This is a genomic window from Flavobacterium sp., assembly GCF_043722275.1.
In the GTDB taxonomy this organism is placed as follows: domain Bacteria; phylum Bacteroidota; class Bacteroidia; order Flavobacteriales; family Flavobacteriaceae; genus Flavobacterium.
In genome coordinates this window covers 1-23,592 of record NZ_JAYSPC010000196.1, presented here as the reverse complement: position 1 = coordinate 23,592, position 23,592 = coordinate 1, and the positions used below count along the sequence as shown (strand labels likewise).

The 23,592-nt window shown below is 33.8% G+C and carries 18 protein-coding genes and 1 pseudogene; 1 reads left to right on the top strand and 18 read right to left on the bottom strand.

Annotated features, from left to right (window positions below; all coding sequences use genetic code 11):
* Positions 1–4 precede the first annotated feature (4 nt).
* From ACHZDT_RS23365 to ACHZDT_RS23340, 6 genes are all read right to left on the bottom strand, one after another.
* The gene (locus tag ACHZDT_RS23365) at positions 5–865 is read right to left on the bottom strand and encodes an MlaD family protein (RefSeq protein ID WP_394777102.1); all 861 of its coding nucleotides are present in this window, start codon (positions 863–865) and stop codon (positions 5–7) included.
* Positions 866–890: 25 nt separating this feature from the next.
* Entirely contained in the window at positions 891–1,673 is a 783-nt protein-coding gene (locus tag ACHZDT_RS23360) for an ABC transporter ATP-binding protein (RefSeq protein WP_394777101.1), read from the bottom strand.
* A 1-nt stretch (position 1,674) separates the two neighbouring features.
* Positions 1,675–2,433: an MlaE family ABC transporter permease gene (locus ACHZDT_RS23355; RefSeq protein ID WP_394777100.1), complete on the bottom strand. Its 759-nt coding sequence runs from the start codon at positions 2,431–2,433 to the stop codon at positions 1,675–1,677.
* A gap of 705 nt (positions 2,434–3,138) precedes the next feature.
* Complete coding sequence (fabF, locus tag ACHZDT_RS23350; protein WP_394777099.1) at positions 3,139–4,383, bottom strand: beta-ketoacyl-ACP synthase II; 1,245 nt, start codon at positions 4,381–4,383, stop codon at positions 3,139–3,141.
* A complete protein-coding gene (locus tag ACHZDT_RS23345) occupies positions 4,383–4,940 on the bottom strand; it encodes a TetR/AcrR family transcriptional regulator (protein WP_394777098.1) in 558 nt (185 codons plus the stop codon). Before ACHZDT_RS23345 ends, fabF begins: the two co-directional genes overlap by 1 nt.
* 174 nt (positions 4,941–5,114) lie before the next feature.
* Positions 5,115–7,394: a glycosyltransferase gene (locus tag ACHZDT_RS23340; RefSeq protein WP_394777097.1), complete on the bottom strand. Its 2,280-nt coding sequence runs from the start codon at positions 7,392–7,394 to the stop codon at positions 5,115–5,117.
* Between the two features lie 418 nt (positions 7,395–7,812).
* On the opposite strand from ACHZDT_RS23340, the gene ACHZDT_RS23335 reads away from it, so the two are divergent.
* The gene (locus tag ACHZDT_RS23335; protein WP_394777096.1) at positions 7,813–7,974 is read left to right on the top strand and encodes a DUF1328 family protein; all 162 of its coding nucleotides are present in this window, start codon (positions 7,813–7,815) and stop codon (positions 7,972–7,974) included.
* A gap of 204 nt (positions 7,975–8,178) precedes the next feature.
* Here the strand turns inward: ACHZDT_RS23335 and ACHZDT_RS23330 are convergent, their stop codons facing one another.
* The 12 genes and pseudogenes from ACHZDT_RS23330 to ACHZDT_RS23275 form a co-directional block, all read right to left on the bottom strand.
* Positions 8,179–8,676 carry a DinB family protein gene (locus tag ACHZDT_RS23330; protein WP_394777095.1) on the bottom strand — a complete coding sequence of 166 codons (498 nt, stop codon included), beginning with the start codon at positions 8,674–8,676 and terminating at the stop codon, positions 8,179–8,181.
* Positions 8,677–8,696: 20 nt separating this feature from the next.
* Positions 8,697–9,071, bottom strand: coding sequence for a VOC family protein (locus tag ACHZDT_RS23325; RefSeq protein WP_394777094.1), 375 nt, complete (start codon positions 9,069–9,071; stop codon positions 8,697–8,699).
* A 300-nt stretch (positions 9,072–9,371) separates the two neighbouring features.
* Positions 9,372–9,581 (bottom strand): hypothetical protein, encoded by a 210-nt coding sequence (locus tag ACHZDT_RS23320; protein ID WP_394777093.1) that lies wholly within the window; start codon positions 9,579–9,581, stop codon positions 9,372–9,374.
* 11 nt (positions 9,582–9,592) lie between these two features.
* Positions 9,593–9,973, bottom strand: a complete 381-nt coding sequence (locus ACHZDT_RS23315) for a DoxX family protein (protein ID WP_394777092.1) — start codon at positions 9,971–9,973, stop codon at positions 9,593–9,595.
* Between the two features lie 409 nt (positions 9,974–10,382).
* The gene (locus ACHZDT_RS23310; protein ID WP_394777091.1) at positions 10,383–11,120 is read right to left on the bottom strand and encodes a GNAT family N-acetyltransferase; all 738 of its coding nucleotides are present in this window, start codon (positions 11,118–11,120) and stop codon (positions 10,383–10,385) included.
* 71 nt (positions 11,121–11,191) lie between these two features.
* Complete coding sequence (locus ACHZDT_RS23305; protein WP_394777090.1) at positions 11,192–11,797, bottom strand: Crp/Fnr family transcriptional regulator; 606 nt, start codon at positions 11,795–11,797, stop codon at positions 11,192–11,194.
* A 404-nt stretch (positions 11,798–12,201) separates the two neighbouring features.
* Positions 12,202–13,620, bottom strand: coding sequence for a TolC family protein (locus ACHZDT_RS23300; protein WP_394777089.1), 1,419 nt, complete (start codon positions 13,618–13,620; stop codon positions 12,202–12,204).
* A gap of 130 nt (positions 13,621–13,750) precedes the next feature.
* Positions 13,751–16,915 (bottom strand): efflux RND transporter permease subunit, encoded by a 3,165-nt coding sequence (locus tag ACHZDT_RS23295; protein WP_394777088.1) that lies wholly within the window; start codon positions 16,913–16,915, stop codon positions 13,751–13,753.
* Between the two features lie 11 nt (positions 16,916–16,926).
* Positions 16,927–18,075 (bottom strand): efflux RND transporter periplasmic adaptor subunit, encoded by a 1,149-nt coding sequence (locus tag ACHZDT_RS23290; RefSeq protein WP_394777087.1) that lies wholly within the window; start codon positions 18,073–18,075, stop codon positions 16,927–16,929.
* Between the two features lie 322 nt (positions 18,076–18,397).
* Positions 18,398–18,991, bottom strand: coding sequence for a TetR/AcrR family transcriptional regulator (locus ACHZDT_RS23285; protein ID WP_394777086.1), 594 nt, complete (start codon positions 18,989–18,991; stop codon positions 18,398–18,400).
* A 700-nt stretch (positions 18,992–19,691) separates the two neighbouring features.
* Positions 19,692–20,144, bottom strand: a complete 453-nt coding sequence (locus ACHZDT_RS23280) for a GNAT family N-acetyltransferase (RefSeq protein ID WP_394777085.1) — start codon at positions 20,142–20,144, stop codon at positions 19,692–19,694.
* Between the two features lie 378 nt (positions 20,145–20,522).
* A pseudogene (locus ACHZDT_RS23275) lies at positions 20,523–23,592 on the bottom strand (efflux RND transporter permease subunit); the annotation flags it as partial.

Below are 23,592 nucleotides of genomic sequence, written 5' to 3'. Positions count from 1 at the left end.
TCTATTATTGTTTTCCTTTTGCAGACTGCGCTTTTTTAGCATCTTCTTCTTTTTGCTTATCGAGCTTTTGTTTATCTTCCTTAGCTTTTTCCTCTTTTGCTTTATCTTCTTTTTCCTTTTGCTCTTTTGCTGCTTTTTCTTTCTCTTCTTTTTCTTTTTGAGCTTTTTCCTGCTGTTCTTCTTTTTTCTTTTCTTTTTCTTTCTCTTTTTTCTTGAAATAACCTTTAAGTAAAAAATTGCTTTTTGCAGCTTGCATGTTTTCGCTGAATCCTTTTGTACCTGATTCTAAATTAGAAAGTGTGTTAGAAACGCTGTTCGCCATTTTATCATCACGAACTAATCTGGCAAGAGCCCCGTTTCCGTTATTCATACTATGACTAAAAATGGCAAGTTCATCAGTTATTATGGCAGCATTATCAACACTTTTTTTAACGCTTTTCATTAAATCCTGCATTTCAATTCCGTTAACTGATGCAATTGCACCACCGTTTTCTATAACTTTTGTAGATTTTACTCCTGGGGAAATAGTAAGCACTTTGTCGCCCATTAATCCGTCAGAACCAATACTTGCACGGGCATCTGTTTTAATAAATTCACGAACTTCATCTTTAATGACCATTCTTACAACTACCGAAGAGTCATTTATTAGTTGAATTTCTTCAACCGTTCCGATATTAATTCCTGAAAAACGTACATTATTCCCGACTTCTAAACCACTAACAGTTTTGAACTGAGATGTAATGTTGAATGTTGAACCAAAAAGATTTTTTTGTTTCCCAATAAAGTAAATCGCCATTATAAAAAGCAATAATCCTATTGTTACAAACATTCCTAATTTCCAAGTATATCCAGATTGCTTATCCATGATTTCTAATTATTTATTTTTAGTATTATTGAAAAAAAGACCTAACCCATTCGTCTTCGTCTTTTTCTAGTTCTTCGTACGTTCCTTCTGCGTGAATTACTCCATCTTTTAAAACCATGATTCTGTCGGCTGTAAGTTTTGCACAAGCCATATCATGCGTAATAATGATCGAAGTCGTTTTGCGTTTATGTTTGATATCGAGAATTAATTCGCTTATTTCTCTGGATGTTATCGTGTCTAATCCGGTTGTTGGCTCATCGTATAAAATGATTTCCGGTTTTAATATTAAAGTTCTGGCTAAGCCAATTCTTTTTTGCATTCCGCCGGATAATTCAGATGGCATTTTGTCAATTGCATCTGCTAAACCTACATTATCCAATGCTTCTATAACTTCACTTTCAACTTCTTCAGGAGTTAAATCGCGTTTGTGTTTTTTTAATGTAAAAGCCAGATTTTCTCTAACCGACATTGAATCGTATAAAGCGCCGCTTTGAAACAAAAAACCAATTTTGACTCTTATTGCATTCAGTTCCGGCTTTGTCAGATTGAGTATATTTTCGTCAAAAACTTTTATTTCGCCTTTGTCTGGTTCGATTAAACCCACAATACATTTTATAGTCACTGATTTTCCTGATCCTGAACGTCCTAAAATCACTAAATCCTCGCCTTTGTTGACTGTAAGATTTACGCCTTGCAAAATCTTATTATCTTTTCCAAAAGTTTTGTGCAAGTCTTTGATCACAATCATTGGTTCTTGCGATTTAGTATCTGAAGCAGGTTTTTCTATATTTTCTTTTTCCTTAATCATCTTAAAAAAATAAATCGGTTATTTGAACAGCGACCATATCAATAATAAAAATGGTTAATGAAGCCGTAACAACTGCTGAATTGGCTGCTTTTCCCACACTTTCAGTTCCGTTTGCGGCATTAAATCCTTTATAACATCCAATCATTCCGATGAAAAATCCGAAGAAAAATGTTTTAACCGTTGCCGGAAAAAGATCCAGGAATTCTAATGATTGTAGAATTTGAGTCAGATATCTATAAAAATTAACATCTCCGTGAATGTTGATGCCAACATATCCGCCAATAATCCCCACAGCATCTGCAAAAACCACTAGAATGGGAACCATTAATGTACAGGCTAAAATTCTGGTTACTACTAAATAATTATAAGGGTTTATCGCCGAAACTTCCATTGCATCAATTTGTTCCGTTACTTTCATTGAGCCTAATTCGGCACCAATTCCTGATGAGATTTTGCCTGCACAAATCAGGGCTGTAATTACAGGAGCAATTTCTCTGATTAGTGAAAGTGCGACCATTCCGGGTAACCATGATTCGGCTCCAAATTTTACCAAAGTTGGTCTTGATTGAAGCGTAAGTACTAAACCCATAATAAAACCGGTTATAGCAACAAGGGGCAAAGATTTATAGCCAATAACATAACATTGTTTCAAGAACTCTTTTGTTTCATAAGGAGGAACAAAAACCTCTTTAAAAAACTGCTTTGCAAACACGGTTGCATTTCCTATTTCGGTAAATGTATTTTTTAAAGTAAGAATCAAAATACTCTGTTTTAAGTTAAATCTATCGCATGAAACCAACGGTTTAAAAAGATTGCATACCCCTTGATTATTATAGATTAAAATTACTTTAGAAGTATGAAGAAAATCTTACACAACTTTTTCAGAAGTTTATATAATTAACATAGTAAAACACAATAAGTGTAATATTGTAACGTTACGTGGGAAATGTTAAAGGCTGACTATTAAGGCATTTGTTTTAAAAAAGTGTTTTTAGCTGCTTTAAGATGGCACACGGATGACGCGGATTTAAACAGGTCTTTGCTGATTTTTTTTGTTTTTGTGCTTGCTTTTACATTTTAATCAAAGGGAGAAATCGCCTCTTAACTTTTACGCATAGTAAACCCGACAGGTTTTTAAAACCTGTCGGGTTTGTCGGGCGGAGAAATGAAAAGATTGTAGTGAAACTTTGAAAAATAGATGCGTAAATAATAATACCTAACAGGTTTTTAAAACCTGTTAGGAGAGTAAACATTTTATAAAAACGAAAATCCCTAGCCCTGATAGAAGTGGAAATCCTTTTATTTTTTTTCTTTAGAAAAATAAAAGATTGTAGCGGATAGCAGGAAATAGCTCCTAAGTAAAATTTTAAATTCTAAAATTCTAAAACGTAAAAATCTTAAATAAAAAAATCCCAACTCAGATTTGAATGGGATTTGTATTGTAGTTTTTAAGATAAATGCTAAATTAATCTGTAAATTTTTTGAAAATTGAACTGGCGATATGTCCGCCAAAACCAAAGGTATTGCTCATGGCATAATTGACGATTCTTGGTTGTGATTTGCCAAGTGTAAGATTGAATTTGTTTGCAAAGTCGGGTTCAATTGTTTGTGTGTTTATTGTGGGAGGAACTATGTTTTCCTGAATTGCTTTTATGCATGCAATGGCTTCAATTGCTCCTGCGCCGCCAAGTAAATGTCCGGTCATGGATTTTGTTGCGCTTATATTGGCATTCGGGTTTATACCAAATACTTTTTCCATGGCTTTAAGTTCGCTCAAATCTCCGGTTGGAGTAGAGGTTGCATGGGCATTTATATAGTCGATTTTGTCTGGTGTGATTTCAGCTTCTTCAAGGGCAAGTTCCATACCCAGGATTGCGCCTAAACCATCCGGATGTGTTCCTGTTAAATGATAAGCGTCTCCGGCTAATCCTCCGCCAACAATTTCGGCAATAATTACTGCGTTTCTTTTTATTGCGTGTTCGTAACTTTCTAAGATTATTGCTCCGGCGCCTTCGCCTAAAACAAATCCGTCTCTGGTTGCATCAAAAGGGCGTGAGGCTTTGCTATAATTGTCATTTAATGTTGATAATGCTTTTGAAGCGTTGAAACCGCCAATGGATGATTCTGTGATTGAAGCTTCAGAACCGCCGCTGATTATCATATCGGCTTTGCCCCAGCGAATGTAATTGAATGCGTCAATAATTGCGGTATTACTTGCAGAACATGCCGAAGCCGTGGTGTAATTGATTCCGCGAAGTCCGTATTTGATAGAAATTGCGCCTGATGCGATATTAATGATTCTTTTAGGAATGAAAAACGGACTGAATCTTGGTGTTCCGTTGCCTAATTTATATTCACTAATTTGTTCTTCAAATGTAGAAACTCCGCCATCGCCGGAACCCCAGATAACGCCAATTCTATTTTTATTTAAAGTGTCAAAATCGATATTTGCATTTTTTATTGCTTCATCTGTCGCATATAATGCATATTGTGTGAAGAGGTCGTATTTGCGTATTTCATTTTTTTCAAAAAGATTTTGAGGGTCAAAATTCTTAACCTCGCATGCAAATTTGGTTTTAAAATTTGTTGTGTCGAACTTTGTTATTTCTGCTGCGCCGCTAACTCCATTGATTAACGAATTCCAATATTCTGATACATTATTTCCTATGGGAGTTACTGCTCCTAATCCTGTAATTACAACTCTTTTCATTATTTGTGAGGTCTTAATTCTGTTAATATAGTTTCTTTTACAATTTCAAAATCATTATCATTTGTAAGTCTTGAAAGCTGTACAATTGCAACCATGTTGGTTATTATCATTATCGCTTTTGTTCTGGGAAGCATTTGAAAATCAAATATTTTGAGTTCTTTTCCTTCAATCAGAATTTCAGTTACCCATTCAATTACGATTTTAGCAAATAGTTGTAATTCTGTTTTTATTGAGTCGTCGAGCGTGTTTAAATCTGTGGCTAATGAACCAACAATACAAACTTTATTCTCCAGTTTTATTTGTGTCTGAATTGCTAAAAATGCTTCAAGTTTTATTTGCGGAGATTCATTGGCAACTTTTTTCTTCAGGGCTTCACATCTTTCAATATGTTCTTTTATCGTTGCTACGCCTAAGTCTGTTTTTGTGGGGAAATGATAATGTATTGATGCAGTTTTTATACCAATATCATTTGAAATATCTTTAAAACTAAACGCATTATAACCTCTGTTTCTAATTAATTTATCTGCTTTATCTATAATTACTTCTCGTGTTGTCATTGCAAATATTTTTTTACAAATATACTACCTATTAGTAGATAGGCAAATATTTTTATGTTTATTTTTAGAATTGAAATGAATTAGATAATGTTAGAAAACAAAAAATCCCTTTTATAAAAAAGGGATTTTCTGGGTTGAATAGATCTTGGTCAGCAATAATCTATTGTATTTTCATTATGAATTAATAGCGATTTCGCCTTTATTGGGTTTCATTAACGGAATCACTTTTATTTCGGCTAATTTTAAGTTTTCCATTAGTAATCTTGCAGTTAAGAAACATACAGTTGATTCAGCGCCCTGATTTAAGTTTACGTTTTCTTTTTCAAGTCCGTCATAACCGCCGCCGCTAATTGGGTTGTACATTATTTGGCCTAAATGATTTTTTCCTAAAAACCAATTGAATGCAATCTTCATTTTTTGTTTGTACTCCGGCGTACCAAAAGCGCTATAAAATGAATTTAATGTATGAATTGTGTAAGCAACATCAATAGGCTGTTCTCCGTATGGATGTACTTCTGATTGCGAATTTCTGTGTAACCAGCCATTGTTTGAGATTACTTTGAAATTATTTTCGTTAAACATTTTAGACATTAAAAAGTCAAGTGAATCCAGGGCTACTTTTTTATAAATAGGTTTATTCGTGGTTAAAAATGCAAAAAGCATTGATTCCGGTAAAATTCCATTTCCGTAAGTCATAGAGTTTTCAAACCATTTCCAGTCGCTTGAAGCGTGAAGTTCATAATTAGAAAGCAATTTTGCATTTAGTTTATTGATTATTGCAGCAACGTATAAGTTAGGAACGGCTGTGTGATATAAGTATAAACCTTTTGTTGCAAAACCTATTGAACGTGGCGATTGTATGCTTTCGGCCCATTTTAATGAGTTCAACAAACATTTAGATGCTTTTTTAGTAATGGCTTCGGGTAAAATATCCGAGTGTGAAATTACTGTTCCTAAAGCCCAGATTGCTCTTGCATTAGAATCTTCTAAGTTTACTTCGGCATTTTGCTCAATATGTTCGCGATTTTCTTTGTCAACGTAATTGATGAAATCACCTTTTGGCTGTTGACAACGAATGATAAAATCTAAATAAATTAGAATATATGCTAAGTCTTCTTTATCCTGTGTTAGTTTGTAATGCATGCAAATCGCAATTAACGCACGTGCATTATCATCTAAAGTATATCCGGATTCAAGATCCGGAATTGAAATTTTGCTAAATTGAATAATTCCTAAATCTGTTGTCAGTTTTTTGATGTGTGACAATTGGATTGATGGATATGTATATTTTACTTCAGTTTGACTTTCAAAAAGTTCCTGATAAGTATTCATGTGAGTAATTGCTGCATTTTCCCATGATGAAGCACGTGTTTTTCTAAAGGCATTAATTCCCATTTCTTCTCTTAGATTATCATCTGAAAGTAATTTTATGGCTGCTTCCGAAAATTGATCTACGTTTCCTATATCTACTAATATTCCTGAATCTGGAGTTAATACTTCTAATGTATGAGGTATTTTTGATGCTACAATAGGGCAAGCACAACTCATTGCATAAGAAAAAGTGCCGCTTACTGCCTGATTTGGATCTTTTGATGTAAATAAATAAACATCTGTAGCTTTTAGATAATCTAAAAGTTCGTTTGTGTCTAAATATTCATTTATAAAGCGAACGTGATCTTTTAAATTTAAGTCATTGACCATTCCTTCCAGTTTATCACGATAGGCATCAACGCCGTCAACGATTAGGTTTGGATGTGTTTTGCCAATAATTAAATAGAGCGCATTTGGAGTATTTTCAATGATTTTTGGTAATGCCTGTAAACCTGTTTCTATATTTTTTCCTTCTCCTAAAAGACCAAAAGTAGCCAGTACTTTGCGATCCTGGATATTGAATTTTTCTTTGGCTTGTTGTGGAGCTTCATAAATTACAATATGAGTTCCGTGTGACACACATGTAATGATTTCTTCATCAATCTCATAATCTCTCATCAAAATTTCTTTTGATTGTTTTGTCATTACAAAAACCGAATTACTATAAGATAATAATAATTTTACAAAAGTTTTTAATTCCTTATTTGGATTCTGAATTACGCTATGAAAAGTATAAGTTAATGGTTTTTTTACTTCATTCAAAAAATCTAATAAGTAGTCTCCGTAATTTCCTCCAAATAAACCAAATTCATGTTGAATATGAACCAATTTCACCGATTTATCTTTGTTGATTTCATGGGCAACTTTAGTATATTCTTCTTTATTTTTTGTGTTTAAAGTATATGCCTGCGTTGGATCTGCTTTTGGTTTATCAACCAATTCACAAATCTGGCAGGTAATAGATTTACCGTAAACATCTGTAATTCCTTTTATTGTATCCTGCGTATATGTTGCTATGCCACATTGTGTTGGAGGAAATGTGGATAGAAAAACTATTTTTGATTTATTTGATATCGTCTTCATGGCAATTATGTGTTAGTTCTGTTAATAAGATCGTTAAGGTTCAATGAAGCTACCGCAATTTTCATCGGCAGCACCGTATATATATGTAAATTAGTTTTCAAAAATTGCTGTTCAAAATGTTGTAATAATAAGTACTGTAACCTTCTACAACTGAAATGTCTTTTAATTTTTTATAAAATTACTTTGTGAATGGGGCGAGAATTAATCCAATCGATCAAAAAATTAACTCTAAAGGTTTTATGTGGGAATTCTGTAACGAAAATCGTTAATTGTAAAAGTAGTCAAAAAATTGATTTATAGTTGATTGCGATAAAAAAATACTGTTTAGAGTTAAACGTTTTTGTATGAATTATGGAACTTTGAATAACAAACAAATCAGACTTGTAAAAAGTCATTTATAAATTAAAAAACTAAGATTATGTTACGTTGGACTGTCACATTTGTAATTCTTGCTATAGTAGCCGGAATTTTTGGTTTTGGCGGAATTGCCGCTGGAGCTGCTGGTATTGCAAAAGTTTTATTCTTTATATTTTTGGTATTATTCGTAATTTCATTAATCACAGGAAGAACAAAAGTTTAGCAATAAATTTTCAATCATATAAAAAAAGCGATCTCGTACTATAATATGAGATCGCTTTTTTTTATTTTAGGTTTGAAGATTTTGTTTCAGGTTTGAAGATTTTGTTTCAAGTTTATTTTGTTTCAGGTTTCAAGTTACGACTGAGACTGAAAACTGTTACTGAGACTATAATTTGTGACTGAAACTGCGACTGAAAACGGAAAACTATTTTTCATGAATAACTTTCAATTGATGAATATGTCTTTTAGTATGGAAAATAGCGAAGTTAATTAACTCATATATTGTTAAGTTGCCTACTCCGGGTATTTCAAAATCCAGACAGGTTAATGATAAATCATAATTCTCTGCGATATCCAATATTTCTGATTCTATTTTTTGAAGTCTCGAAACAAGTTCGTTTTTATCATATTCCCGATCTTCAGGATAAACAGATTCAGGAGAATTGTATTTTACATCAAAATTCAGAAAAATCTCTTTGAGAACAGGAATCTTTTCATCGATTGCACCATTTAATTTCTTAGTATTTATGTCACATACTTTATGAAAACCTGATGTTGCTTTTATAATATGTCGGGTAACTTGTCCGGGCGTCCAGCTTCCCTCAAACGGAATTACATTAATCTCACTTTGATCAAAAAGTGAAAGCGTTTTATATAACGCCGCAAATGTATTTTGTACTTCTTGTAATAGTCCAGCTTTCATGATAAATAATTTTAGTTTCCTTATTTAATTATTGAAGTAATCCACCAAATATTCCCAAAAGGATCTGTTATACCGCAAGTTCTGCCATAATCCTGATCGCTTAATTCCATTAAATTTGTTGCGCCGTTTTCTAATGCTTTTTTATATGTTTCATCGGCATTAGGAACATAAATAAATAAGTTGGCGGTTTGTTTTGCCCAGTCCGGGGTTTCATCTGTTACCATAACTGTGCTTCCGTTTATGATAATTTCGGCGTGCATTATGGTTCCGTCGTTTCGTATTTGTTTATTAGAATCTTTGGCATCGAAAACTTTTTTCATGAATTCGATAAATTCTGATGCACCTTTTAAAATTAAATAAGGCATTATTGTTTGATGTCCGGATGGTAAATTCATTTTTTATAGTTTAAGAATTAGTAACCCGTTGGGTGTAATTAAAAAAAACAAATATTTCGACGCGGATTTGACGGATTCGTTATTACGAAGACACGGATTTACAAGGATCTTTTTTAAATTCTATATAAAAATCTGTGGAAATCTGCGTTTTTGCAAAGCAAATCTGTTTTTATCCGCGTTCTAATTTATACAATTTGTATTTTTAACTTAATTGCACCCAACGGGTTAATTAACAATATTAATTTATAATTTTAAAGTATTGAATTGAAAATGAGTTTTTTATGGTTTTTAATTGTTTAATTATAAAAGTACTTCGCAATGAAAACCATGAGCATTAAGAAGCTCGATAATTTTTGTGTTTGTGATCGATAAGCTATGGATTCGCAAAATTTTATCACAATCTTCCAAATCAAAATTGATGTTGCTGTTTGGGAAATGCTCGAGAAGTTTTGCCACAATCATATTTGATTGTTCTATTTCCTGAACGTTTGTTTTAAAAATTTCGATCATCTTTTCTACATTTATAAAGCGATATTTTTATAACGATCAATTCTATGATAATAGTGGTAGGAAATCGCTAAAATCACCAAAAAGATTAAAGGAATAAACGACTGAAAATTAATTCCGTCAACTGCAAGATGACTAATTGATGCAAATATAAAATCAAATCCAAAACCGGCATAAGCCCATTCTTTTACATTTTTAGGAATCTGCGGAATCACCAATATCAAAACTCCCAGGATTTTAAAAACAACCAATGCATTCCCGAAATATTCCGGATATCCTAAATGTCTGATTCCTTCTTTTGCCATTTCGCTTTGCGAAGTCAACGCTGGCATTACGCCTTCAAATAGAAATATAATAATTGTTGTAATCCAAAAAATGATTTTTGCTTTTTTCATAAGGTTGTTTTAAATAGTTATTAGTTAATGTATTACAAACGTACGATTCTTATTTTTTGTAGGAATATGTATTTAAGACTTTTTTAGGGGCATTTGAGACAAAGTGAGGGATTTTAGATTTTAGAAGAAAGATTTTAGAAGAAAGATTTTAGAAGAAAGAATATAAAAGAAAGATTCAGAATAAAGATTCAGAACAAAGATTTTAGACAACGTATGTCAGGCTGAGCGAAGTCGAAGCCCCCTCACAGTAATTGACAAACGATAATTAGGTTTTTGCTTTGCGGACGTTCCTTCGACTCCGCTCAGGATGACAAAAATGGGCGTATAAAAAAATACTTAAAACAATTAAATAAAAAATCCGTTTTAATCCGCGTTTTTGCAAAGCAAATCCGTGTCATCCGCGTGCCATTTACACAGTTTTCAAAATATAATTTTTGATGGTAAATAATTCCTTAAAACCTAATCTGGTATAAATGTCTTTTCCCATTGCGGAAGCTTGCAATAGTGCATAATCTGCTTTTAAATCTATTGAAAGATTAAGTACAAATTTCATAATTTCTTCGGCAAAACCTTTTCTTCGCATTTCCGGAATCACGCCAACGCCATGAATTCCGATATTGTTATTGCTTTGGAAAAGCATAAAAGTTCCTATTGGTTGATTTTCGTGATAAACCAAATAAAACTGGACTTCATTATGATTGTGAATCAGAATTTCTTTGCTAATAACATAACCAAAGGCATTTGGATACAAATCCGACCATATTTTAGCATCTTCACTATTTAAGACGCGTTTATATTCCAGATTATTTTGAAGCGTAAATTTTTGATCTAATTTTAATGCCATTGCGACTTGTTGGCTTTTTATTTCGAAACCATAAGCATCAAGTATTTCGTATGATTTTGTTCCAAAGATATCCCAACAAGGCAAAGCCAAACCTGAATTAGATTGCATGATTTTGATGATATCCGGTAAATCTTTTTTAGTAATATCATGGCGCAACCATAACTTATTAGGCCAACCTGAATTTTCGATTTTGCAATATTCGAAAGTGTTGTTTTTATGATAGGATAGGAAAGTGGTTGCAACCGTTTTCCATAAACCGGTAAGATTATTAATATTATCTTCGATCAGATCGCGATTTTTCATTCGATTAAAATTATGAGAATATAAGGCAAAGATAAGTTTAGGTTTTGTCGCAAATCTTTACATATGTTGATTTACAAATCTTTTTCGAGACTTTTCCGAATTCGGCTTAATTGAGTTGGCGTTATTCCTAAATGTGATGCAATATGAAGCAACGTAATTCTTTCTGCAATATCAGGATGTTTAGCTAAAAGATCGAGATATCTTTCGGTTGCATTTTCCATAACTAATGAGATTTCTCTTTGCTCTTTTTCAATAACCCAGTTTTTTTCTAAATAGACAATATAGAAGTTTTTTAAATCATCGTTTTCGAAAATTAATTCTCGGTATTTTTTATAATTGATGTTTATCAAAATAGAATCTTCTAGCGCTTCAATTGCAAAATCAGAAGGTATTTGCTGAATTAAAGATGCTGTTGAACCTGCAAAATCTCCTTCCAGAAAAATATTCTTATTGTAAATATTTCCAGCTTTATCGGTTATGAAAGCTCGTAAAGCTCCTTGAACTATAAAGTGAATTTCTTTTGCAATTTGCCCATTTCTTAAAAGTAATTCTCCTTTTATTACTGATTTTGTCTCAATAATATTTTCAATTAATTGCCAGGATTGCTGAGAAATAGAAGCGTAGCTTTCGAATTTTTGTTTTAAATCGTTGATGTTTTTATTGTGATTGAATGACATTTTTGTGGAGTTTTTTCTGCTTATCAAAAGTAAGAAATAAAGCGGAATAAGTGGTTTGCGGATAATGGCACGCGGATGAGGCGGATTCGCTTCGCGAAAACACGGATTTACGCGGATTTTTTTCTCTCATTTTTGTCATCCTGAGCGGAGTCGAAGGGCACAAGTAGCTCGACAAAGATTGGTGATTAACTTTCCGGTCCTTCGACTTCGCTCAGGATGACACGCGTAATAAGGAGGACAAGATTGCAGATAAAAAAAACCGCGTAAATCCGTGTTTTTGCAAAGCAAATCCGTGTCATCTGCGTGCCATGACATAGCTATTCCAAAGCATAAAAAAACGCTGTAAAACCTAAGTCTCACAGCGTTTTCGCCTCAAAAAATAAATAATTAACGGGTAATGGGTATTATTTCCAACCGCCGCCCAATGCACGATATAACTCGGTATTAGCAGAAAGTTGCTCTCTTTTTATGTTTGCCAGTTCTAATTCGCTTTGCAATAAATTTGCTTGTGCTGATAGAACTTCTAAATATTCAGCCATTCCGTTTTTGAATAACAAATTGGCATTTTTAATGGCTTGTTGTAATGTTTTTACGCGTTCTTTCAAGAATGATTCTTGTTGTTGTAATTTCTCTACTTTTACTAAAGCATCAGAAACTTCGCTTACAGCAACCAAAACCGATTGTCTGAAAACTAAAACTGCTTTTTCTCTTTCAACAACTGCGATATTGTATTGCGTTTTTACTTTTTTATTGTTGAATAAAGGTTGAGTTAAACCTCCGGCAACAGTTCCAAACAATGAAGCCGGAATGTTGAACCAATTGCTGGCTTCGAATGAGTTTACTCCGCCTTGAGCGGTAATTCTAAGCGTTGGATATAAATCCGCTTTTGTAATTCCTACGTTTGCATTGGCTACTTTAAGCGCTAATTCGGCACTTTTTACATCTGGTCTTCTGCTTACTAATGAAGACGGAATTCCAATTGCATTATTGTTCTTTACTTCAACTGAACTTAAACGAATCGTTCTTGTTTTTGAATTAGGAAATGATCCTGTCAAAACACTTAAAGCATTTTCCTGAATGGCAATGTTTTGTTCTAATTGCGGAATCAATTGTGCAGCAACTAATTTTTGTGCTTCTGATTGCTGAATCGCTAGTGTAGTTACTTGTCCGGCATCGTATTTTAATTTAATGATGGTTGTTGTACTATCATTTAATTTAAAATTTTGTTTTGCGATTTCTAATTGTGCGTCTAACATTAAAAGGTTATAATATCCTTTTGAAACATTGGCTACAATATTTGTCTGCAATGCTTTTTTTACTTCTTCGGACTGAAGATATCCTGCATAAGCACCTTTTTTCTGATTACGGATTTTACCCCAAATATCAGCTTCCCATGAAAGTGAAGCTCCGGCAGAATAATCATCAATATGATTTTGGCCTAAAGCCTGACTTAAATTTTTTCCAGTAAAACTATTGTCTGACGGATTGCTGGTACTTGCCGTTACATTCAAATTAACCTGCGGAACATTTCCCCATTTTGATTGCGTGAATCTGTATTGTGCAATTTCGATGTTTTTTATAGCAATTTGCAAATCATTGTTTCTTGCTACTGCGCTATCAATCAATTGAATGATATCTTTTTCGGTGTAGAAGTTTTTCCACTCCACATCTGCAATACTCGTTGTATCTTTTGAAACCGATGCACTCCTGAAATTTTCAGGAAATGCATCTTTTGGAGTTTCAATATCCTTATAAACCTTACAGGATATTATTGTGGTGATCAAAATGGCGATCATCACGATTTTGGTTATATAATTTTTCATTTTATGTTTTGTCATTAAATTTCTGTACAAGTATCTTTTCGTGTTTCAAGATCTCTTGAGATTTTATAGGATATGTATCCAATGCCAACTATGATGGCTACAAGGATTGTCGTTATATAATTTTCCATTTTTATTTTTCTTCGTTATGAATTACGGCTACTGGTCTTCCAGAAACTTTTTCTTGTAAATATTGGAATATGATGAATAATACCGGGATGATAAACAACCCTAATATTACTCCTGAAATCATACCTCCGGCGGCACCAATACTAATGGAGTGGTTACCTTGTGCTGACGGTCCTGTGGCGCTCATCATCGGGATTAATCCCACAATAAAGGCTAGTGATGTCATAATAATTGGTCGTAAACGTAGTTTCGCTGCATCAATTGCCGCTTTAGCTAATGCCTGACCTGATTTTCTTTTTTGAACGGCGAATTCTATAATCAGAATCGCATTTTTTGCGAGCAGTCCAATTAACATTACTAATGCAACTTGTACATAAATGTTATTTTCAATTCCTGTTAATCCAATGGCAACAAATACTCCAAATATACCTGCAGGTATTGATAAGATTACGGCCAATGGCAGAATGTAACTCTCATACTGTGCAGCAAGTAAGAAATAGATGAATATCAAACACAGTAAGAAAATTGTTGCTGACTGACCTCCAGAAGAAATCTCTTCACGAGTTTGTCCTGAAAATTCAAAACCATAACCCGCAGGTAATTGTTGTGCTGCTACTTCCTGAATTGCTTTGATGGCATCTCCGGAACTAAATCCTGGTTTTGGGATTGCATTAATCGAAATCGAATTAAATAAGTTGTATCTCGATGCAGTTTCTGAACCATAAATACGGGTTAGTTTTACTAAAGTATTTATTGGTACCATTTCGCCTGTTTTGTTTTTTACAAAAACTCTGTCAATTGATGACGGATCAGCTCTGTCAGCAATATCTGCCTGAACTACAACTCTGTAGTATTTACCAAATCTATTAAAGTCAGATGCTTGTGCACTACCAAAATAGGTTTGCATGGTTTGTAGAATATCTTTTACATTCACACCTAGTTGATTTGCTTTTTCATCATTGATATCCAATTGTAATTGAGGATAATCGGCTTTGAAAGAAGTAAAAGCAACTGCAATTTCCGGACGTTTCATCAATTCTCCAATGAAGTTTTGAGAGATTCCGCTAAACTTATCCAGTTTTCCTCCGGTTTTATCCTGAAGTACTAAATCTAAAGCTTCAACATTACTAAATCCGGGAACAGTTGGGAAACTGAATACGAAGAAACTTCCGCCTGAAATAGCGCCTAATTTTCCACGAACCTGATTCATGATTTCGTCGATATTTTTGATATCTCCACGTTCTTCATTTGGCTTAAGCAAAACAAATACAACCGCAGAAGATGGACTTGTAGAATTGGTCAATAAGTTGAAACCTGAAATTGCAGTTACAAATCTTGATGCATCTAAACCTCTTAATGTGTTTTCTGCTTCGGTCATTACTTTTTGAGTTCCGTCCAGAGATGTTCCTGATGGTGTATTTACTGCAATTGCAATAAATCCTTGATCTTCAGTTGGGATAAATCCTGCCGGAGTTGTTTTTACCATTATTACTGTTGCAATAGTAATTAAAGCCAAACCTCCTAAACTTAACCATTTTCTACGGATTAAAAATTTCAAACCTCCAACGTAACGATTGGTAAGGGAATCAAAACTTTTGTTGAATCCGTTAAAAAACTTCTCTTTGAATCCTTTTTTCTCATATGTAGTATCTCCGTGTTCTCCGGCATGATTGTCTTTTAAGAATAATGCAGCAAGTGCAGGACTTAAAGTCAAAGCGTTTACTGCCGAAATTACAATTGCAATTGCCATCGTAAAAGCAAACTGGCGGTAGAAAACTCCTGTTGAACCTTCCATGAATCCAACCGGTAAGAATACAGCAGCCATTACCAGCGTAATCGAGATAATAGCACCCGTTATTTCGTGCATTGCTTCATGAGTGGCTACTTTTGGAGACAAATGTTTGTGCTCCATTTTAGCATGCACGGCTTCGACGACGACAATCGCATCATCGACCACAATACCAATGGCAAGAATCAAAGCGAATAATGTCAATAAGTTAATCGAGAATCCAAATAACTGCATGAAAAAGAATGTACCTAAAATTGCAACCGGAACTGCAATTGCAGGAATTAATGTTGATCTAAAATCTTGTAAGAAAATGAAAACAACAATAAATACTAATATAAAAGCTTCTAATAAAGTATGCTCAACTTGTTCTATCGATTGATCTAAAGCAACTTTTGTACTATAGAAAATATTGTGTTTAATTCCTTTAGGAAAATCTTTTGAGGATTTAACCATCAACTTATTGATCGCAACCTGAATATCATTTGAGTTAGAACCTGCTAACTGAATAATACCAATTACAACTCCTTTTTTACCATTTAAACGAGTTAAACTGTTATAAGAATAAGCACCAAGTTCAACTCTGGCTACATCTTTAAGATGAAGTACTGAACCATCAGCATTAGAACGTATAGCAATATTTTCATATTCTTCGGGTTTAGTTAATTTACCTTTGTATTTAATAACATATTCGAAAACTTCTTTACTTCTTTCCCCAAATTTTCCCGGAGCAGCTTCCAAACTTTTATCCTGAATCGCGCTCATGATTTCGTTTGGTGTCACTTTGTAAGTAGACATTTGCGTTGGATTCAACCAAACACGCATAGAGTAATCTTTTACACCTCCAAAAATACTTGCTGAACCAACTCCCGGAATACGTTTGATCTCCGGAATAATATTAATTTGCGCATAATTGGCAACAAAAGTCTGATCGTATTTTGTCTCGTCATCGGTATACATACCAATCGCCATGATGAAACTGTTTTGTTGTTTCGCAGTAGTTACACCTTGCTGAACAACTTCGGCAGGTAATTGACTTGTTGCCTGAGCAACTCTGTTTTGCACATTTACCGCAGCCTGATCTGCATTAGTTCCTAATTTAAAGAAAACTGTAATTGCAAGAGATCCGTCATTACTGGCTGTAGAACTCATGTAAGTCATATTCTCAACACCATTGATAGATTCTTCAAGTGATGGTGCCACAGAACGTAAAACCGTTTCTGCATTCGCTCCCGGATAAACTGCCGTTACCAAAACCGATGGTGGCGCAATATCAGGAAACTGTTGTAAGGGCAACTTCGTAAGACCAAGTATACCTAATATTACCAATAAAATGGAAATAACGGTTGCCAGTACAGGTCTTTGTATAAATATTTTGAACATTTTCGTAAAAATTATTTTTTATTAATTATTTGGGCAACTTTTGCAGGTGATGATTTCTCAGGCTGAATTGCCTGACCATCCTGAAGTTTATCGATTCCGCTTAATACGATTTGGTCACCGGATTTCACACCATCTTTGATAATGTAATTCGTTCCGCTTTTACCAGAAACAGTGATAGGCATTTTAGTAACCTTGTTTTCTTTATTTACAGTGAAAACAAACACTTTATCCTGCATTTCAACCGTAGCCGATTGTGGTACCAAAACTGCGTCATCATGTTGAAGACCCAAACGAATTCTTCCTGTATTTCCTGAACGTAAAGTTCCCCCCGCATTAGGGAAAGTTGCTCTTAGGGTAATCGCACCGGTAGTTTTATCAAACTGACCGTCAACCATATCGATTTTTCCGGTTTGAGGATAAGCGTTGTTATCTGCAAGGATTAAAGTAACTGGAGGTAGTTTTTTTAGTTTATCACCAAGACTGTTTCCAGCGTATTGTGCTTTAAAGTTGATGAAATCAGTTTCACCTAATGAGAAATAAGCAAAAACTTCATGAACATCTGATAAGTTAGTTAAAGGTTCTACATCAGATGCCGAAACTAAACTTCCTTGTTTTTTAGGTAATCTGCCAATGTAACCACTTACTGGAGCTGTCACATTAGTATATCCTAAATTAATTTTAGCCGATCCTACCATTGCTCTTGCTTGTTCAATATTTGCAGCAGCAATTTTTTGAGAAGCTTTAGCCGTTTTCAATTGATAGTCAGAAACTACTTTGTTTTGAACTAAAGGAGTCAATTTATCAACTTCTAACTGAGCGTTTATTAAAGCAGCTTCATAAGCGTGAAGACTTGCCAATGCATTGTTTAATTGCTCACGAAACGGGCGTTCGTTTATTTTGAATAAAGTTTGACCTTTATTTACATAAGCACCTTCGTCTACAAAAACTCTTTCAAGGTTTCCGCTAACCTGCGGACGGATTTCTATATCAACTGTTCCTTGTATTGAAGCAGGATATTCAGCATCTGTAGTAGTATTTTCGCTTGTGATCGCTAAAACGGGTAATAATGGTGGAGCAGGAGCTGCCGGAGCCTGCGACTTATCTGCACAACTGCTTAGCACAAGTGCCAGAATAAAACTGGTTATAATTACATTTTTCATTTTAATATTGGTTTTAATTTGTTGGACATTCTCTTTTTGTAAAACTGTTGGTAATGTGGTATTCCCGAAATTCATATTTAATTATATTAAATTATCTAACGTTGTTAAGTTAAAGTGTACAAAAATTCAAATAACAGTACTGCCCAAATCTATTTAAGAATTGGTATTAAATTATTTATCACTGTTAAGTAAAATCAGAAAAAAAATCCTGATATTATGCTAATTAAATTTTCTAACGCTGTTAAGTAAAGTAGTAAAAAAATAGTTTTGCTAAATTACCTATTAAATCATTTATCACTGTTAAGTTAAAATGAAATTTTTTTTATTGTATTGATTTTATAATTCCGCCAATCGCATCTTTTAAGATCTGATTGTTGATGGTTTCCATTATTTCACTTCTGTTAATAATATTAATGGCGATTAAACCATGAATTACCGAAAAGAAGGTAAAATACTTTTGTTTGATTACATCATCACTTGGATTACTGTTTTTCATAATTTCAGCAATTACCGAAGTAAATAATTTATATGGTCTTTCCTGAGCAGAACATTGTTGTGAACAACAGTTCATTTGCACTCCAAACATTACCTGATACATTTCAGTATCTGTAAAAGCAAAATCCCAATATGCCATCCACATGGCTTCTAATTGTTCTTCCGGTTTTTCAAATTTGGCTTTTGCTTTTTCAAGTTCTTTTGCCAGTTTAATGAAACCTTTACCGGTTAGTTCCTGTAAAATCGCGTCTTTATTAGAAAAGTATTCGTAAATTATAGGAGCCGTATATTCAATTTTGTCAGCAATCTTCCTCATACTCAGACCTTGCCATCCCTCTTCTTTGACGATAGCATAAGCAGCATCAAGAATATTCGTTCTTGTTTCTTCTTTTTGTCTTAAAATTCGATCTTTACTTGCCATTTTGATTGAGTATTAAATTGTTTAACACCGTTAGGCAAATGTATGACGGTTTTTCTGATTATGAAATAATATTGTCATAATATTTTCTTATTGTTGTATAGACAAGTATTAAAAAGCGCTGTAAGTCTTTAATTATATGATCTGTTTGAATTTAATTTTTTTTTATGGAGCAGATGTTTTTCGTTTTTTAAGACCATTTGTCCCGCTCTTCACTATATCTTTTATGGTGAAATCCACCATAAAAGGATGCCGTTTCGATCGGGGCTGGGCGATAGATAATATATTTTTAATGAGATTGTAATAAATTATGTTGAAATAACCTTATGATAAACTGGACTGAAGTCCAGCCCTACAATATTGTCGAACCTATGGTTCTTTTAATCATTTGAATGAATTTTTTGTGTAGATTTTTAAAATGCTGTTGTAATAATTCCTTATTTGACTGGACTGAAGTCCAGCCCTACAATATTGATTGAGCCTATGGCTTTTTGATGGTTTTGTATTTGATTTTAAAACTTCGGTGGAATAATTTCTTATTTGACTAAAGTCCAGCCCTACAAAATTGTTCGAGCCGATGGCTCTTTATTGTAATCATTTAATGATTTAGACATGGATTCTAAAATTCCGAAGGAATGATTAATATTGTAGAGCTGGACTTTAGTCCAGTTTAAAAGATGTTCAGAATAATTGATAATAATTATTATTTTATAAAATTCATTTCGACGTGTTCAATTCCGGCATCCAGAAAATAATTATCGGTTTGATTGAAACCGTTTTTAATATAAAATTGAGTTGCATTTACTTGGGCATACAAAAAAATCTTGTTTTCTGCTTTTAAATCATCTAATATTTTTAGCAGAATTGCTTCGCCAATTCGTTTTCCTCTAAAAGTATTAAGAACAGCAATTCTTTCAATTTTTGCTCCTTTTTCTAATTTTCTATATCGTGCTGCTCCGGCCGGAAAACCGTTTACAGTTGCCAGATAATGTATTGCTTCATCATCATCCATAGATTCACGTTCTTGTGATACATTTTGTTCTTCTACAAAAACATTTCTTCGTATTGCAAAAGCTTGTTCTATTAGTTTTTGATCTTGGACTTTTTCGACATTGATGGTATTTTCTGAAGAATTTGGAATTGTATTATTGTTCATTGTGATTTTATTTTAGTTCCTTTTATTGCAAGGGATATTCGGTATGCAAATATATGTAGTTAACTACATATGTTCAAAATATTTTTAAAAATTTAAATTTTTATTTATAGTGAATGGTGGGTTTTCGAAGATGCTAAAGGTGATTAAATTACTAAATTTCTAGATTAGCCCCGATGGAAACGGCATCCTTTTTCTGGCTTCTTTAGCCAGGAAAGATATAGTGTACAGCGGGATTACAGTTCTTGTTGAATGAAATTTGTGTGCTTCTAATAATCATAATAATATTAAATATTGAATTTGTCAATTGTCTGGTAAAATAAAAAGAGCACCTTTAAACATGACATTTAAAGGTGCTTTTAAAAAATATAAAGTAAGATATTAAGATTCTTTGTTACTTAAATCTTTTTTGCGATATACCAGATAAAATACCTGAGGTAATACCGTTAGGGATAAAATCATACAGGTTATTAATCCGCCAACGATCATGATGGCTAATGGTTTTTGAACTTCAGAACCCATTCCGGTTGATAATGCTGCGGGTAATAATCCCAGAGATCCCATAAGAGCGATCATTACAATTGGACGGATTCTGCTGTAGATTCCGTTTGAGATTGCATCTTTTAAATGCATTCCCGTTTGCATATTTTCTTTGATCATACCAATGAGGACAATACTGTCAATCGCGCTGACTCCAAACAGAATAATAAATCCGATTCCTGCTGAAATTCCAAATATTGTTCCTGTAACCCAAAGCGATAGAAAACCGCCAATAAAAGCGTATGGCATTGCACTTATGGCAACTAAAGTATCTTTAAAATTACCAAAATTGAAATACAATAAACATAAAATCAAGATCAAAACAACAGGAACAATCATTGCTAATTGTTTTGAGGCTCTTTCTTTACTTTCAAATTCTCCTGCCCATTTCATTACATTTTCTTTAGGAAGTTTAACTTCGGCAGCTACTTTTTTCTGCGCTTCATCAATTGTACTTCCTAAATCTCGTCCTTCAATACTAAATCCTACGGCAATATATCGACTGTTTCCTTCACGATAAATGAATGTTGGACCTGTTTTATATTCTACGGTTGCAATTTCCTTGTAATGGAACTTTTTTGCCATTCATGGTTGGAATTAGGATATCTTCTATCTTTTCTTTTGAGTCACGATATTCTTTTTCGAAACGTAAAGTGATATCAAAAATCTTTTCATCGTCATAAAATTTGGTTGCGGCTTGTCCTCCAATTGTCATTCGGATTACGGCTTGCGCATCGGCGGTTGTTATGGCATAACGCGCCATTTTTTCGTCGTCAAGCTGAATTCTTAATTCGGGTAAACCGATATTTTTATACACATTGATATCTTCAATTCCTTTTACAGCTTTGATAGATTTGGCCACTTTTTTAGCCATTTCTTCTAATTGAAAAAGGTCATTTCCGAAAATCTTAATTACAAGCGGACTTTTTACTCCGGCAACATATTCCTCGACATTATCCTGAATAGGCTGACTAAAACCAAATCCGATTCCGGGATAAACATCCAGTTCTTTTTTGATCTCGGTAATCAGTTCTTCTTTACTTATATTTCGTTTCCATTCGTCCTGATGTTTTAATTCGATATGCAACTCGATATTAAAAAATCCGGTTGGATCTGTTCCGTCATTTGGTCTTCCGGTTTGGGTAAGAACGAATTTTACTTCTTCAAATTTCCTTATTTTACCTTTCATTTCTTTGGTAAGTCTCACAGCTTCGTCAAGATTGATACTATTAGGCAAAGTTGCTCTTACGTAAATTGCTCCTTCATTTAATTTCGGAATAAATTCTGAACCATAAAAAGCAAACTTGGCGCAGCATAATGCAAGCAAAGCAAGGAATGCGTATATTGTTGCTTTACGATGGCGTGTACTCCATTTAAAAAGTTTAAAAAGATTTTCTCTAAAAAAGCGTGAAATCATGTTTTCTTTCTCGACTATATTTTTTGTCAACATGACTTTACACATTGCCGGAACATAAGTAAGCGATAAAATCAACGATCCTAAAAGCGCATAACTTAACGTGAAGGCTAGGGGCGAGAACATTTTTCCTTCTACTTTAGTGAAAGAGAAAATTGGCATTAACGCGACAATTAAAATAATTAAGGCAAAGAAAATATATGTAGCGACGCTACCGACACTTTTCTTGATAAGTCCCATTTTACTCATATTATTAAAGCGTTCCATTCCCACTTTATGCGCTTTCTTTTCGAGCGATACAAAAACCTGTTCGACAATTACCAGAGTTCCTTCAAGTAATAATCCGAAATCTAAAGCTCCCATCGAAATCAAATTCGCGGGTAATCCCTGAATTCTCAACATAATAATCGCAAACAAAAATGAAAGCGGAATCACAGAAGCCACAATCAATGATGTTCTCCAGTTATAAAGGAAAATAAATACAATTAATGACACTAATAAAATCCCTTCAACAAGGTTTTTTGTAACGGTTTTTACGGTTGTATCTACTAACTTAGTACGATCAATAAACGGAACAATTTTTACATTATCCGGTAAAACTCTTTCATTAAGTTCAGTCAAACGATCTTTAAGCCGCTTGATTACTTCGCCAGGATTTTCGCCGCGAAGCATTACTACAATACCTTCAACAACATCATCATCGCCATCTAAACCTACTTGTCCTAATCTTGGTTTTGCCGATATTGTAACTTCGGCTACGTGTTTTACTAATATTGGCGATGAACCTTTTGTTTCAATCAAAATATTGCCAATATCTTCTACCTTATTAATTAAACCAACACCGCGTACAACATACGCCTGATCGCCACGCTGGATTACATCTCCGCCAACATTGACATTACTTTTTGAAACAGCTTCGTAAACATCTAAAGCCGATAAATTGTAATTCTCTAATTGCGTTGGATTAATCTTGATTTCGAAGATTTTTTCTTCTCCGCCAAAACTCACCACATCGGCAACACCCGGAACCGAAATTAATTCTCGTTCAATTACCCAATCCTGAATGGCTTTGATTTCCTTGATAGGTAAATCACTTTTGATTACATATCTAAATATTTCTCCAGTTGCTCCGGATGGCGGTTCAATTTCTACATCGGCACCTTCCGGAAGATCTAATCCGTTAAGGCGATTTGAGGCATATTGCTGCGCGTAAAAATCCTCGACATCATCATCAAATAATACAGTTACAACCGATAATCCGAAAAGCGAAATAGAACGTACTTCGGCTTTTTTAGGAATCGTATTCATTTGTTTTGAAATAGTAAGTGTGATGAATTTCTCTACTTCTTCGGCACTTCTTCCCGGCCATTGTGTAATAATTCTTGCCCTTGTATTGGTTACATCCGGAAATGCTTCGATGGGCGTGTGGATATAGCTCACTATACCAGCGACTAGTAATACGGCTGTCAGGAAAAAAACTATAAGGGAGTTTTTTAG